We start from the raw sequence: 13,633 nt of genomic DNA on the forward strand, positions 1-13,633 counted from the left end.
GCTTCAGAGCAGCGCCGCGCCCTCGAGTGCGAGCAGGAAGCGCTTGCGCTCCTCGCCGCCCGCATACCCGGTGATCTTCCCGTCGGCGGCGAGGACGCGGTGGCACGGGACCACGATGCTCAGGGGGTTTCGTCCCACCGCCTGCCCGACAGCCTGCGCCCCGCGCGGCGAGCCCACGGCCGCGGCCAGCGATCCGTAGGTGGTGGTGGATCCGCGGTCGATGCGGCTCAGCAGGTCCCAGACCGCCCGTTGCCCGGGCGTGCCCGCGGGGTCCAGCGGCAGGTCGAAGCCGGTGCTGCGGCCGGCCGCGTAGGCGGCGAGCTGGGCCGCGGCGTCGTCGAGCAGCGCATCGTCGCCCGGCGCCACCCGTTCGCCGAGCTGGGCCGTCGTCGGCGGGTAGCGGTGGTCGCCGAACCAGATCCCCGTCACGGCGCCGCCGTCGCCCGCGATCGTCAGGGCCCCCAGCGGCGTCGCGGTCAGTGCGGGCGCTTCGGCGATCAGGTGCCTCATGGTTTTCCTCCGGGCGTCGTCGCGGGTGTTGGGGCGGGCGTCGCGGCCCACAGGTGTGCGGCGGCGTAGGAGCGCCACGGCCGGGTGCCGTCGAGCGCCGCGCTCAGGGCGCTGCGGCCCTCCGCGATGCCCAGGGCCCTGGCGTTGTTCGCCAGCGCGACGTCGCCGCCGAGGTCCACGTCGGGATCCCCCAGCGCACGGAGCCGCGTGTAGGCCAGGGTCCACGGGCCGATGCCCTTGACCCGCGCGAGTCGCTCGAGCAGATCGCCCGGCGGCGCGTCCGGGGTGCCCGCGAGCAGCGTCAGCGCGTCCTCGATTGTTCTGCGGCGCGACGCCGGTCCGCGGAACCAGCCGTCCAGCGTCGCGAGTGCCTCGCCCGCCGAGGGGAACGGGCGCAGCAGAGAGGACGACGTCGGGGCCCCGCCGTCGTCGTGCCGGTTTCCGGGCGGCGCCCCGCCGTTGACGGCCCCGACCGCGGCGGCCATGAGGCGCTGGCCGGCGGCCACCGTGATCTGCTGGCCGGTGATGGCGCGGAGCGCGGCCTCGTGCAGGGTCGGGATGCCGGGGATCCGCGTCCCGGGGCGGGCGGCAACGAGCGGGCGCAGCCACGGGGTACGGCCCAGTGCGGCTTCGATCCCGGGCACGTCGGCGTCGGCGTCGGCCAGGTGGCGTGCCGCGGCAACGGCCGCGGCGAGATCGCGGGCGTCGTCGAGCGTGAGCCGCGCCCGCAGCACGCCGGAGGCGTCGGGTCCCAGCCGGACCACACCGCGGGCGTGCGGCAGGGCGAGCGCGCGCACGTAGTTCCCCTTGTCGAAGCGGTCCAGGCCGGTGACGGTGCGGGCCGCGAACCAGGAGGCCAGTCCGCCCCAGTTCAGGTCTCCGCGCACGATCAGCCGGGCGCTGAGACGGACCGGGGCATCGCCCACGCGGCCCGGGGCGGCTGCCGACCGCCGGGCCGCCGTGCGCAGCTCGACGGGGGACCGGCCGAAGACGGAGCGGATCGTGTCGTTGAACTGCCGCACGCTGCCGAAGCCGGCCGCGAACGCGACGTCCGCGACCGGCAGGTCGGTGGACGCCAGCAGTCGGAACGCGCCGCGGGCACGCCGGGATCGGGCGTGGGCGACGGCCGGCGCGCCGGTGGACTCGACCAGCGCGCGGTTCAGCGTCCGCACCGAGACGCCCAGGTGCGCGGCCAGCGCAGGAACCGTCGACAAGGCCCCGGTGGCGCCGGATGCGTCGGGGGAGCCGCCCGCGTCGGCGGCCCCGCCGCCGTCGGAATCCAGGGCCCCGTCCGCGATCAGCGCCTGCGCCCGGCCGGCGAGCGTCGCGGCGGGGTCCCACGCCGCCGACCCCGGCAGCGCCTCGGGGAAGCAGCGCAGGCACGGGCGGAAACCCTGCACCTGCGCCTCGGCGGCAGTCCGGAGGAAGCGCACGTTCTCCCGCTTCGGGGTCGGAGCCGGGCAGGACGGGCGGCAGTAGATGCTGGTGGTCAGCACGGCCGTGTAGAAGGCGCCGTCGAAGCGGGCGTCGCGGGCATCGATCGCCGTGTACTTCGCGTCGAAGGGCAGGGCGTCGAAGGGCAGGGCGTCGAAGGCGGCCGCGCCACGGGTGCTGGTCATGGGTTCATCCTGCCGCACGCGCGCCGTTCGCGCTGGCGGAATTCGGTCACGGGCCTCGGGGCCGGTCAGCCGGCGGTCACGCGCAGGGCGTTCCTCCAGGGGTCCTCGAAGGTCACCGTGCGGCCGTCGTCGTGCTGGGCGACGCCGTGGGAGGCGAGGCGCTCGCGCAGGGCGCCCACCGCGTCGCGGTCCGGAAGGACGAGGTCGATCTCGCCGAGGCCCAGCGACGGCTCGCGACCCGTCGCCCCGCGCGAGGACCACGTGTTCGCCGCGATGTGGTGGTGGTAGCCGCCGACCGAGAAGAAGGCGGCGGTGGTGCCGATGGTCGCAGTCAGGTCGAAGCCGACGACGCCCGTGTAGAAAGCGCGGGCGGTGGCGACGTCGCCGACTTTGAGGTGGACGTGGCCGACCCCGGCGTCGTGCTCTCCGGCCGGCGCGGCGAGGGCGGACGCGGTGAGGTTCTCGCGCAGGTAGGCGTTCGGGTCGAGGAAGACCGTGTCCATCCGGACGCGGTCCCCGTCCCACGCCCAGGTCTCGCGCGGGCGGTCGAAGTAGAGCTCGACGCCGTTGCCCTCCGGGTCGTCGAAGTAGAACGCCTCCGAGACCAGGTGGTCCGAGGACCCGACGAAGCGTCCCGGGTACGCGGTGGCGACCTTGTGGACCGCAGCCGCCAGATCGGCGCGGGTCTCGAAGACGATCGCCGTGTGGAAGAGGCCGGCCGCGCCCTCCGGGGCGTGCCTCAGGGCGGGCGCGTGCTCGAGGATCACCGCGGGCCGGCCGCCGCGCCCGAGGACCGCCGATGACCCTTGCTGCGCGATCACGCCGAGGCCGACGGCGTCGGTGTAGTAGTGGATCATTCCGTCGAGGTCGGCGACCTTGAGGGTGACGGCTCCGACGTCGCTGCGCGCGTCGAGGCGGTCGCGGGTGTCGTCGAGGGTGTTCAGCGGGCTGGTCATGAGTGCCTCCGGTGGTGGGCGGGTGCGGAGCTGCGTCCGCCATTTACTTGAAGGAACAACTAAATCGCAGCGTCTATTCCGGAGGGGGCCGTCTGCGCTGCCGTTCACGAGCGAGGGGGTCGGCAGGGGTTCGGTCGCGCTGTCCTGCTCCTGCGGCAGATTCTCGGGCACCGATAGGAGCGTCACCTTCGTTTTGAGCGATGAAACGGCCTCCCCGCCGCGCAGAACGAAGTTGACCCGGCGTGAGGCGCGGCCGGGCTGTGGATAACGTCGGGTCCGCCGGATTCTCGTCGAAGATGGAAGCATGCCCCTGCGCCGACCGCTGCCGAGCGAGCTGCAGGGCCGCGTCTTCACGGCGCGGCAGGCCGTGGACCTCGGGGTGTCCCGCAGCCGGCTGCGCGCCGCCGATGTCACCCGGCTGGCCACCGGGGTCTACGTCCACGACGTCGAGGAACCGACCGAGCTCGCGCAGGTGGCCGCCCTGCGGTACTGGCGCCCCGACCTGTGGCTGACGCATGCCAGTGCGGCGCGGACTTTCGGCCTCTGGGTCCCGCCTGCAGTCGAGCGGGATGCGCGGCTCCACGTGAGCCTGCCGCAGGGGCGGCGGACGGTCACGGCTGGCGGGGTGTCCGGACACACGCTGATCGCCGGGCCCGACGAGGTCCTCCGGTTCGACGGCGTCCCGCACGCGCCGCAAGGTCTGGCGGGTGCCGTCTCCTCGCCGGCACGCACGTGGCTCGATCTGGCACCGCTGCTCTCGATCGAGGAGCTGGTGGTCCTCGGCGATCAGCTGGTCCGCCGTCCGTACCTCCGATTCGATGGGCGGCGCACGCCGTGGGCCACCCGCGACAGCCTGACTGATCTGCTTGCCGCCCATGCGCAGGTGGCGGGGGCGGTGCGGGCGCGCGAGGCGTTGAAGCTCGTCCGCGTCGGTGCGGACTCGCCGCCGGAGACGCGGATGCGCCTGGCGATCCTGCGCGCGGGCCTGCCGGAGCCGGGGCTGCAGGTGCGCCCGAATCCTGGCGACCGGCATGCGATCCCGGCCGATCTGGGGTACCGGGAGCATCGGATCGCCCTCCACTACGAGGGCGGGGGCCACCGTTCGCCGGATCAGCTCGAGCGGGACATCCGGCGGGATGAGGCCTTCAGCGCCAGCGGGTGGACCAATCTGCGGTTTACGAGCGTGGACGGCCGGCAGGGGTTCGGTCGCGCTGTCCTGCTCCTACGGCAGATTCTCGGGCACCAGCGGGAGCGTCACCTTCGTTTTGAGCGATGAAACGGCCTCCCCATCGCCCGGAACGAAGTTGACCCGGGTCTGCGCGGTGGGCTGCGGTGCGCGGGCGGGGTCCGCCCGGTCAGGCCGCGTCGCCGTCCAGGTCGATCCGCAGCTCGTTGCCCGGGATCGACGCGAGCAGGCGCCGCGTGTACGGGTGCCGCGGGTTCGTGAAGATCTCCTCGCTCGACGCCGCCTCCACCAGTTCGCCGTCCTTCATCACGCAGACGAAGTCGGAGATCAGGCGCACCACCGCGAGGTCGTGCGAGATGAACAGGTAGCTCAGCCCCATGTCCTTCTGCAGGTCGCCGAGAAGCTTGAGGATCTGGTCCTGCACCAGAACGTCGAGCGCGGACACCGGCTCGTCGCACACGATCAGCTCCGGCTCGAGCGCCAGCGCCCGCGCGATCGCCACGCGCTGCCGCTGCCCGCCCGAGAGCTCCGAGGGATACCGCCGCATCATCGTGGTCGGCAGCGCCACCTGCTCCATGAGCTTGCGCACGCGCTCCCGCCGCTCCGTCGGCGTTCCCCGCTTGTAGGCCTTCAGCGGCTCCTCGATGATCCGGCCGATCGTGAACATCGGGTTCAGCGACGAGTACGGGTCCTGGAACACCGGCTGCACGCGCTGCCGGAAGTCGTTCAGCGCCGCCTTGTCTAGCGTCGCGACGTCCTGCCCGTCGAACGTCATCGACCCGCTGGTCGGGTCGATCACCTTCAGGAGCATGCGCGCCGTCGTCGTCTTGCCGGACCCGGACTCGCCCACGATCGCGACGGTCGATCCGCGCGGGATCTCGAGGGAGACGTCCTTCGCCGCGTAGAAGTCCTCGCGCGATCCGCGCCGTTTGTAGACCTTGGTCAGGTCGCGGATCTCCACGATGTTGTCCGTCGCCTGCGCGGGCGCGTCGTCCGGTACGACGTCGGCCGCGGCCTTCGCGCGCTCGTCGCGGTCCGTGGCGTAGGCCCCTGGCAGCAGTCGCGCGGCCGCCACCGAGGGGGCCGCCGCGACGAGGGACCGGGTGTAGGGGTGCTGCGGGTCCTCGAGCAGCTGCTTCGCGTCGCCGGCCTCGACGACGCGGCCGCGGTGCATGACCACGAGTTCCGAGGCGCGCTCGGCGGCCAGCCCCAGGTCGTGGGTGATGAGCAGGACCGCGGTGCCGAGGTCCTCGGTCATCTGCTGGAGCTGGTCCAGGATGACCTGCTGGACCGTGACGTCGAGTGCGCTGGTCGGCTCGTCGGCGATGAGCAGGCGCGGCTGGCAGGCGAGGCCGATCGCGATCAGTGCGCGCTGGCGGAGGCCGCCGGAGAACTCGTGCGGGTACATCTTCGCGCGGCTCTTCGCGTCGGGGATGCCGGCCGCCTCGAGGGTTGCGACGACCTTCGCGTCGACGTCCTTCTTGGTCGCCATCCCGTGCGCCAGGAGGGTCTCTGCGACCTGGGTGCCGATCTTGGAGACCGGGTTCAGGTTGGACATCGGGTCCTGCGGAACCATGCCGACGTGCTTGCCGCGGATCTGCTGCAGCTCCGACTCCGGCAGGCCCACGAGCTCGCGGCCGTCGAGTTTGATGCTGCCGCCCACCCGGGCGTTCGAGGGCAGGAGCCCGATGGCGGCCATCGCCGTCGTGCTCTTCCCCGACCCGGACTCGCCCACGATGGCGAGCGTGCGGCCCGGCTCGAGGGTGAGGCTCGCGCTCTGGATGGCCGAGACCTCGCCGTGCGTGGTCTTGAAATCGACGGACAGGTCGGCGATCTCCAGTAGTGGGGTGGCCCCGGCGTCGGGCTGCGAATCGGTCATGGGTCCATCCTGCCTCAAATATGTGGCAGATGTGCTTCACGTCACACCGGGCGTGCCGCGGCCGGTCCTCACGCGACCGCAGACAGCAGCGCGGTGCGGGGCTATGCTCGGAACCACCGAGGAGAGGAGCGATCATGACCACCGTCCCCGAACCCGTCGCCTCCTTCATCGAGGCGGTCAACCGGCACGACGGCGACGCCTTCCTGGACGCTTTCGCGCCGGACGGCTTCGTCGACGACTGGGGCCGCGTCTTCACGGGCCGCGATGAGATCCGGGCGTGGAGCGACGCCGAATTCATCGGAGCCCGCGGCGTCCTGACCGTCGAGGAAGTCGACGAAGTCGAGTCCGCGCCTGAGGAGATCGAGGTGATCGGCGACTGGCGCAGCCAGCACGCGAACGGGCGGTCGAAGTTCACCTTCGCCATCGCCGGCGACAAGCTGGCGTCCATGACGATCCGCGCGGGCTGACAGCCCGGAACACGTGTGGCCGCCACCCTGAGGGGTGGCGGCCACGCGTTTCAGTCCGCGGGGCTGCGCCCGCGAGAAGCCGGAGGGGCCGGTTCCCGGCTAGGGGACCGGCTCCCGACTACTTCTTCAGGTCGAAGCGGTCCAGCTCCATGACCTTGACCCATGCGGCGACGAAGTCGTTGAGGAACTTGTCGGCCGCGTCGTCGGAGGCGTACACCTCGGCGATGGCGCGCAGCTCGGAGTTGGCGCCGAACAGCAGGTCCACACGGCTGCCCGTGAGGCCCGTGCTGGACGTGTAGGTCCGCTCGTCCTCGGAGGCGGTCCACTCGACGCCCAGCTCGAGCAGGTTGACGAAGAAGTCGTTCGTCAGCGCGCCCGGGGTGGACGTGAAGACGCCCAGGTTCGAGCCGTCCCAGTTGTTGCCCAGCGTGCGCAGGCCGCCGACGAGGACGGTCATCTCCGGTGCGGACAGCTTCAGCTGGTTGGCGCGGTCGATCAGCAGGTACTCGCTCGGCAGCTTCAGGTAGCCCGAGTCGTGGTTGCGGAAGCCGTCGGCGACCGGCTCGAGCCAGGCGAACTGGTCCAGGTCGGTCTGCTCCTGCGTGGCGTCGACGCGGCCCGGCGTGAACAGAACCGTGATCTGCTTGCCGGCCGCCTTCGCGGCCAGCTCGACACCCACGCCGCCGGCGAGGACGACGACGTCGGCGAAGGAGACCTTCACCGGTGCCGTGGCGTTGAACTCATCGGTGATGGACTCGAGGGTCTCGAGGACCGGCTTCAGTGCGGCCGGGTTGTTGGCCGTCCAGTTCACCTGCGGCTCGAGGCGGATGCGGCCGCCGTTGGCGCCGCCGCGCTTGTCGGAGCCGCGGAAGGTCGAGGCGGCCTTCCAGGCGGTGGAGACGAGCTGGTCGACCGTCAGGCCCGACTCGGCGATCTGCTGCTTCAGGGTGCCGATCTCGGCGGTGCCGATGACCTGCTCCGGTGCGGCCGGAAGCGGGTCCTGCCAGATCAGGTCCTCGTTCGGGACCTCCGGGCCGAGGTAGAGCGGCTTCGGGCCCATGTCGCGGTGGGTCAGCTTGAACCAGGCGCGGGCGAACGCGTCGGCGAACGCCTCCTGGTCGTCCTTGAAGCGGCGCGAGATCGGCTCGAAGCCCGGGTCCATGCGCAGGGCCAGGTCCGAGGTCAGCATGCGCGGCTCGCGCTTGCCGTCCGAGTGGGCCATCGGCACGAGGCCGTCGCCGCCGCCGTTCTTCGGGCGCCACTGCATGGCGCCGGCCGGGGACTCGAAGAGCTCCCACTCGTACGCGAAGAGGATGTGGAAGAACTCGTTGTCCCAGCGGGTCGGGTGGTAGGTCCAGGTGACCTCCAGACCCGAGCCGATGGTGTCGTCGCCGGAGCCGGTGCCGAAGGAGGACTTCCAGCCCAGGCCCTGGTTCTCGAGCGGCGAGGCCTCGGGGTCCGTGCCCTTGTGGCTCTCGGGGGCCGCGCCGTGGGTCTTGCCGAAGGTGTGGCCGCCGGCGATCAGCGCCACGGTCTCCTCATCGGTCATGCCCATGCGGGTGAACGTCTCGCGGACGTCGCGCCCGGAGGCGATGGGGTCCGGGTTGCCGTTGGGGCCCTCCGGGTTCACGTAGATGAGACCCATCTGCACGGCCGCCAGCGGCGCCTCGAGCTCGCGGTCGCCGGTGTAGCGCTCGTCGTCGAGCCACACCTTCTCGGGACCCCAGTAGATGTCCTCGTCCGACTCCCAGACGTCCTCGCGGCCGCCGCCGAAGCCGAAGGTCTTCAGGCCCATGGTCTCCAGGGCGACGTTGCCGGCCAGGATGAAGAGGTCGCCCCAGGAGATCGACTGGCCGTACTTCTTCTTGACCGGCCACAGCAGGCGGCGGGCCTTGTCCAGGGAGACGTTGTCAGGCCAGGAGTTCAGGGGGGCGAAGCGCTGCTGCCCGCGCCCGCCGCCTCCGCGGCCGTCGTGGCTGCGATAGGTGCCGGCGGAGTGCCACGCCATGCGGATCATGAACGGGCCGTAGTGGCCGAAGTCAGCGGGCCACCAGTCCTTGGAATCGGTCATGGCCTCGGCCAGGTCCGCCTTCACGGCGTTCAGATCCAGGTTCTTGAAGGCCTCGACGTAGTCGAACTCCTCGCCCAGCGGGTTGGTCACCGGCTGGTCCTTGGACAGGATCTTCAGGTTCAGCTTGTTCGGCCACCAGCCGCTGTTGGTGGAGCCGGCCGTCGGCTGCGACGTGGCGCCGTGCATAACCGGGCACTGGCCGACAGATGTTGCGGTTTCAGTCATGACAATCCTTTCGGAATTGCTTCAGGGGGCTTTGGTTGTGGCGGTGCATGCGGGGCACAGGCCCCAGTAGATGACCTCGGCTTCGTCGATGTCGAAGCCGTGGTCGTCCGGAGCGTGGAGACACGGGGCTTTGCCGCGGGCGCAGTCGACGTCGACGACGACGCCGCACTGTCGGCAGACCAGGTGGTGGTGGTTGTCGCCCACCCGCGACTCGTACCGTGTCAGCGACCCCGCGGGCTGGATGCTGCGCAGCAGGCCGGCTTGGGTCACGGCGCGCAGGGCGTCGTACACGGCCTGCCGGGAAACCTCCGGCCGGGTCTCGTGAACGGCGCCCAGAACGGTGTCCGTGCTCGCATGCGGGTGTGCCTCGACGGCCTGCAGCACGGCGACCCGGGGGCGGGTGACGCGCAGGCCAGCATCACGCAGCTGGTGCTCGTGATCTGTCTCGGTCCGCATGTCCCTCAATCTACCCGCTTTCTGGACACAGTCAAGATTAGGCGGGAAATTGTCGGGTGCTGTTCACCCGCCGGTCAGGCGCGGGGACGCCCGCCGACGCAGGGTCTGGTGGTCGCCTCGCGCGCGGACGTCACGGAGTCGTGGCGGCCTCCACGAGCGATTCCGCCCGCGCGGCCAGTTCCGCCGCCGTCGCGTGCCGCGAGTCGAGCACGTGCCGGGGGTCCTTCCAGAGGGCGAGCTTGAGCCGGCGCCGGTTCAGCGACACCCACGTGGGTGCGCCGATGAGCTGGTCTTCGGCGCGTTTGCGCTGCTGCAGGCGCATGCGGTGCACCGTGGGGTCGGAGCAGACGACCTCGAACCACGTGAGCTCGGCGCCGGTCCGCGCGGCCAGCCGCTTCCACTGCCCGCGCGCCTCCGCAGAGTCGTTCACCGCGTCGATCACGACGTCCAGCCCGTTGCGCAGCTGCGGTTCGGCGGCCGCTTCGACCGCGGCGTACGCGGCGTGCCCGGTCGGCTGCCGGTTCTGCTGCACTCCCGCCGACACGATCGCGGCCTCCAGCGGGTCCACGCCGAGCAGCACGGCGCCCAGGCGCGCGGCGAGGGCCGCCGCCGTCGTCGACTTGCCCGTTCCGGGCAGCCCGGCGAGGGCGATGAGTCGGGCCACGGGATCCACCTCCGCCTGTGTCTTCGAGCGCCAGACGACGACGGCGTGGCAGCCTCGTCGTGTTCGACGATTCTGCCACGCCGTGCGGCGGTCAGACGGTGACCGGCCCTAGTCGCGCAGGGCCAGCTCGGGGCGCACCCGTCCGGAGGCGCCGACGAACAGCTTGTAGCCGACGAGCAGCAGCGCGATCCAGATGGCGCCGACGGTCAGGGCGGCCTGGCCGGCCGGCGTGAACGCCAGGATGACGACGATCAGGCCCATGAAGCCCAGGCCGACGAAGTTCAGCACCGGCCAGAGCGGGGCGGTGAACCCTCCCGGCTTCTCGCCGTTCCGGGCCATCTCGCGGCGCATGTTGTGGTGCGCCAGCAGGATCGACGCCCACGTGAACACGGTCGCGAAGGTCGCGATCGACGCCACGATCAGGAACAGCTGGTCCGGGATCCAGAGGTAGACGAACAGTCCGACGACGAGGCAGCAGGCCACGATCGCGACGGGCTGGACGGGCACGCCGGCCTTCGAGATCCGGCGGAAGGAGGCCGGTGCGTGGCCCTGGTCGGCGAGGCCGTACATCGTGCGGGAGGCGGCGTAGGTGATCGAGTTCATCGCCGACAGCGCCGCCGAGAGGACCACCGCGTTGATGACGTGCGCGGCGCCCGGGATGCCGAGCACGGAGAAGACCTGGACGAACGGGGACTCGCCCGAGCCGATCTCCGTCCACGGGATCAGCATCAGCATCACGCCGATGGTGAGGATGTAGAACACCAGGATGCGGACCGGGACCGTGTTCACGGCCTTCGGGATGGCGCGGGCCGGGTCGTCGGCCTCGCCGGCGGTCATGCCGAGCGTCTCGACGCCGCCGAAGGAGAAGACCACGATGCCGAGGCTCATCACGATGCCCCAGACGCCGAACGGGGCGAAGCCCGAGTGCTCGAAGAAGTTGTGGGGCCCGGGGGTGAAGCCGCCCAGGCTCACGCCGCCGATGATCAGGGCGAGTCCGCCGACGATCATCGCGACGATGGTGACGATCTTGATGAGCGTGAACCAGAACTCCAGTTCGCCGAAGACCTTCACCCGCAGCAGGTTCAGGCCGCAGATCAGCACGAGGGCGGCCACCATCCACACCCAGCCAGGGGTTTCGGGGTACCACATCTTCATGTACATGGCGGCGGCGGTCATGTCGGCGATCGCGACGATGATCATCTCGAACGCGAACGTCCAGCCCGTCAGGAAGCCCGCGAGCGGGCCGATGTAGCGGCCGGAGTACTGGGCGAAGGAACCGGCGACGGGATGGCGGACGGCCATCTCGCCGAGCGCGCGCATCACGGCGTAGACCGCGCAGCCGGCGATCAGGTACGCGATCAAGACGGCCGGCCCGGCGGCCTGGATCGTCTCCGACGACCCGTAGAACAGCCCGGTTCCGATGGCGGAGCCGAGGGCGATGAAGCGGATGTGCCGCAGCGAGAGCTTGCGATCGAGCTCGTTGGCGGCGGGGTCCGGACTCGTCGTCGAGCCGGGGCCGTTGTCGTGCACGGCGGTCTTGCTGGAGGTCATGTTGTTCCTCGTGGTTGCTTGCCTGGCCGTAACAAAGGGTGGTTGCCACGGCTGGGATTGCCCGATTGGAGCAGCGTCCAGTGTTCCATGAGATGAGCGTTCCGTCACAATTGACCAGGTCGTGCTTGCATGAAGTGCACCCTTCGAGATAGGTGGACACGGTGCGCGTGTAGCGCGCACGCGCGCCGAGATGGCAGGGTTGTGGGCATGATTGCCGCCTTTTCCGTAGCCCCCATGAACGCCCAGGACGCGGACGGGTCCGTCCACGACGCCGTGGCCGCCGCCGTCCGCGTGGTCCGCGAGTCGGGCCTGCCCAACCGCACCTCGTCGATGTTCACCGAGATCGAGGGCGAATGGGACGAGGTCATGGATGTCGTCAAGCGCGCCACCGCGGCCGTCACCGCCGTCAGCGACCGCGTCTCGCTCGTCCTCAAGGCCGACATCCGCGCCGGCCGCACGGGTGAGATCGACGGCAAGGTCGAGCGCCTCGAGCGTGCGCTCGCGGACGAGGCGCACTCCTGATGCCCCAGCACAGCTACGCCATCCGCAAGGCCACGCCCGAGGACATCCGCGGCACGCTCGAGATGAAGCTCGCCGCGTGGCGGGAGACCTACTCCGACCGGCGGCCCGAGTCCTTCTTCTCCGCGGAGGAGGCCCGGCGGGAGGAGCTCGTGGCCTGGTGGACCAACGGCCTGGAGGCCGGGGCCGAGTTCTGGATCGCGGTCGACACCGACGGCGAGATCGTCGGCTGCGCCGGCGGGGCGCCGGCCACGGACGACGACGCCGACACGGGGGTGGGGCTCGAGCTGCAGATGCTCTACGTGCGCTCCTTCGCCCAGGGGACCGGCCTCGGCGAGCAGCTCATGGCGACCGTGATCGGCGACGACCCCGCTCTCGTCTGGGTGCTCGAGGGCAACGGCCGGGCCATCCGCTTCTACGAGAAGCACGGCTTCGCAGCGGACGGGCGCGTCGAACCCCTCGCCGACGAGGGCGGCGGGCTCGACTGGACCGGCCTCAACGAACTGCGGATGGTGCGCGGCGCCGTGACCGGCACGCTCTCCGACGGCGCGGCGGGCTAGGCACCGGCGTGGGCGGCCGGCGTCGTACCCCGAAGACCAAGGGCGGTGCGCGGAACGCGGCCGAGGCCGTCAGCACGCTGACCGACGGCCCCGTCGAGGGCGAGTTCGAGATCGACACCGGCACCGCGCGGCTGGAGCGCGACCGGTTCAGCACCGGGTGGATCCTGTACGTCAACGGCGTGCCGTCGTCGCACGTCGACCTGGCCGCGCCCGAGCAGCTCGACTTCGAGTACATGCGGTGGATCGCCGCGCTGATGCGTGCCCGGTTCGCCCCGGACGACTTCGGCGAGCGGAAGCTGCGCGCCCTGCACCTCGGCGGCGGGGCGTGCTCGATGGCGCGCTGGGTGCATGCGACGTACGAGGCGCGCCAGGTGGTCGTCGAGCTCGATGGGAAACTGGCCGACTACGTGCGCCAGTGGTTCGACCTGCCGCGCGCGCCGCTGCTGCGCCTGCGGCAGGGCGAGGCGGGCCAGGTGCTCGGGTCGCTGACGGAGGCCACGCGCGACGTCGTCATCCGCGACGTGTTCGCCGGGGACGCGACCCCCGACGCGCTGACGGGGGAGGAGACGGCGCGCGACGCCGACCGCGTGCTCGACGCCGGCGGCCTCTACATCGTGAACTGCGGCGACAGGCCGGACCTCGCCAACTTCCGGCGCGAGGCGGGCGTGCTGCGTTCGGTGTTCGGGCACGTGGTGGCCGTCGCCGACCCGGCGATGTTCAAGGGGCGCCGGCGCGGCAACGTGATCATCGCCTGCTCGCAGGAACCCGTGGTCGCCGAGGTGGCCGCCGCGGGCCTGCGGCGTGAGCTGCTGGGCGGCGGGGTGCCCGCGGCCTACTGGGACGAGGAGAAGGTCCGCGCCTTCGCGGGCTGAGGTGTGCCGACTTGCGCGCGGTGCCGATCCTCCGGGGTCAGCAGGTGCGCTTTCCGGGAAGATCGGCTCCGCGTTTCAGGGGTGGGGCGTCCAGCCCG

General features: G+C 71.4%; 13 protein-coding genes. 5 read left to right on the forward strand and 8 right to left on the reverse strand.

Annotated elements, in window-relative coordinates:
- Positions 1-3: 3 nt before the first annotated feature.
- From IE069_RS00155 to IE069_RS00165, 3 genes are all read right to left on the reverse strand, one after another.
- Complete coding sequence (locus IE069_RS00155; protein ID WP_189348091.1) at positions 4-510, reverse strand: methylated-DNA--[protein]-cysteine S-methyltransferase; 507 nt, start codon at positions 508-510, stop codon at positions 4-6.
- Positions 507-2,129, reverse strand: a complete 1,623-nt coding sequence (locus IE069_RS00160) for a DNA-3-methyladenine glycosylase 2 family protein (RefSeq protein WP_189348092.1) — start codon at positions 2,127-2,129, stop codon at positions 507-509. Before IE069_RS00160 ends, IE069_RS00155 begins: the two co-directional genes overlap by 4 nt.
- A gap of 65 nt (positions 2,130-2,194) precedes the next feature.
- Positions 2,195-3,085, reverse strand: a complete 891-nt coding sequence (locus IE069_RS00165; RefSeq protein ID WP_189348093.1) for a VOC family protein — start codon at positions 3,083-3,085, stop codon at positions 2,195-2,197.
- A 304-nt stretch (positions 3,086-3,389) separates the two neighbouring features.
- Between IE069_RS00165 and IE069_RS00170 the strand changes: the two genes are divergently transcribed.
- Positions 3,390-4,361 (forward strand): PDDEXK family nuclease, encoded by a 972-nt coding sequence (locus tag IE069_RS00170; protein WP_189348094.1) that lies wholly within the window; start codon positions 3,390-3,392, stop codon positions 4,359-4,361.
- A 79-nt stretch (positions 4,362-4,440) separates the two neighbouring features.
- Here the strand turns inward: IE069_RS00170 and IE069_RS00175 are convergent, their stop codons facing one another.
- Positions 4,441-6,150 (reverse strand): dipeptide ABC transporter ATP-binding protein, encoded by a 1,710-nt coding sequence (locus tag IE069_RS00175; RefSeq protein ID WP_189348095.1) that lies wholly within the window; start codon positions 6,148-6,150, stop codon positions 4,441-4,443.
- 134 nt (positions 6,151-6,284) lie between these two features.
- On the opposite strand from IE069_RS00175, the gene IE069_RS00180 reads away from it, so the two are divergent.
- Positions 6,285-6,617, forward strand: a complete 333-nt coding sequence (locus IE069_RS00180) for a nuclear transport factor 2 family protein (protein WP_189348096.1) — start codon at positions 6,285-6,287, stop codon at positions 6,615-6,617.
- Between the two features lie 118 nt (positions 6,618-6,735).
- Here IE069_RS00180 and katG read toward each other — a convergent pair whose 3' ends face one another.
- The 4 genes from katG to IE069_RS00200 form a co-directional block, all read right to left on the reverse strand.
- On the reverse strand, positions 6,736-8,913 hold the full coding sequence (gene katG / locus IE069_RS00185; protein WP_189348097.1) for a catalase/peroxidase HPI: 2,178 nt from the start codon (positions 8,911-8,913) through the stop codon (positions 6,736-6,738).
- A gap of 21 nt (positions 8,914-8,934) precedes the next feature.
- Positions 8,935-9,369, reverse strand: a complete 435-nt coding sequence (locus IE069_RS00190) for a Fur family transcriptional regulator (RefSeq protein WP_189348098.1) — start codon at positions 9,367-9,369, stop codon at positions 8,935-8,937.
- Positions 9,370-9,499: 130 nt separating this feature from the next.
- Complete coding sequence (locus IE069_RS00195; RefSeq protein ID WP_189348099.1) at positions 9,500-10,033, reverse strand: P-loop nucleotide/nucleoside kinase family protein; 534 nt, start codon at positions 10,031-10,033, stop codon at positions 9,500-9,502.
- A 108-nt stretch (positions 10,034-10,141) separates the two neighbouring features.
- Entirely contained in the window at positions 10,142-11,584 is a 1,443-nt protein-coding gene (locus IE069_RS00200) for an amino acid permease (protein ID WP_189348100.1), read from the reverse strand.
- 207 nt (positions 11,585-11,791) lie between these two features.
- Here IE069_RS00200 and IE069_RS00205 point away from each other — a divergent pair, with 207 nt between their 5' ends.
- From IE069_RS00205 to IE069_RS00215, 3 genes are read left to right on the forward strand one after another with little or no spacing between them, the layout of a single operon-like run.
- Positions 11,792-12,106, forward strand: a complete 315-nt coding sequence (locus IE069_RS00205) for a thiamine-binding protein (protein ID WP_189348101.1) — start codon at positions 11,792-11,794, stop codon at positions 12,104-12,106.
- Positions 12,106-12,663 carry a GNAT family N-acetyltransferase gene (locus IE069_RS00210; protein ID WP_189348102.1) on the forward strand — a complete coding sequence of 186 codons (558 nt, stop codon included), beginning with the start codon at positions 12,106-12,108 and terminating at the stop codon, positions 12,661-12,663. Before IE069_RS00205 ends, IE069_RS00210 begins: the two co-directional genes overlap by 1 nt.
- A gap of 8 nt (positions 12,664-12,671) precedes the next feature.
- Positions 12,672-13,535, forward strand: a complete 864-nt coding sequence (locus IE069_RS00215; protein ID WP_373287776.1) for a spermidine synthase — start codon at positions 12,672-12,674, stop codon at positions 13,533-13,535.
- Positions 13,536-13,633 lie beyond the last annotated feature (98 nt).

The organism is Zhihengliuella salsuginis (assembly GCF_014651715.1).
In the GTDB taxonomy this organism is placed as follows: domain Bacteria; phylum Actinomycetota; class Actinomycetes; order Actinomycetales; family Micrococcaceae; genus Zhihengliuella; species Zhihengliuella salsuginis.

What these genes read in the sequence shown, in the direction of transcription:
- IE069_RS00155 (WP_189348091.1), bottom strand. Translation starts at nt 510, where the DNA reads ATGAGGCACCTGATCGCCGAAGCGCCCGCACTGACCGCGACGCCGCTG.
- IE069_RS00160 (WP_189348092.1), bottom strand. Translation starts at nt 2,129, where the DNA reads ATGACCAGCACCCGTGGCGCGGCCGCCTTCGACGCCCTGCCCTTCGAC.
- IE069_RS00165 (WP_189348093.1), bottom strand. Translation starts at nt 3,085, where the DNA reads ATGACCAGCCCGCTGAACACCCTCGACGACACCCGCGACCGCCTCGAC.
- IE069_RS00170 (WP_189348094.1), top strand. Translation starts at nt 3,390, where the DNA reads ATGCCCCTGCGCCGACCGCTGCCGAGCGAGCTGCAGGGCCGCGTCTTC.
- IE069_RS00175 (WP_189348095.1), bottom strand. Translation starts at nt 6,150, where the DNA reads ATGACCGATTCGCAGCCCGACGCCGGGGCCACCCCACTACTGGAGATC.
- IE069_RS00180 (WP_189348096.1), top strand. Translation starts at nt 6,285, where the DNA reads ATGACCACCGTCCCCGAACCCGTCGCCTCCTTCATCGAGGCGGTCAAC.
- katG (WP_189348097.1), bottom strand. Translation starts at nt 8,913, where the DNA reads ATGACTGAAACCGCAACATCTGTCGGCCAGTGCCCGGTTATGCACGGC.
- IE069_RS00190 (WP_189348098.1), bottom strand. Translation starts at nt 9,369, where the DNA reads ATGCGGACCGAGACAGATCACGAGCACCAGCTGCGTGATGCTGGCCTG.
- IE069_RS00200 (WP_189348100.1), bottom strand. Translation starts at nt 11,584, where the DNA reads ATGACCTCCAGCAAGACCGCCGTGCACGACAACGGCCCCGGCTCGACG.
- IE069_RS00205 (WP_189348101.1), top strand. Translation starts at nt 11,792, where the DNA reads ATGATTGCCGCCTTTTCCGTAGCCCCCATGAACGCCCAGGACGCGGAC.
- IE069_RS00210 (WP_189348102.1), top strand. Translation starts at nt 12,106, where the DNA reads ATGCCCCAGCACAGCTACGCCATCCGCAAGGCCACGCCCGAGGACATC.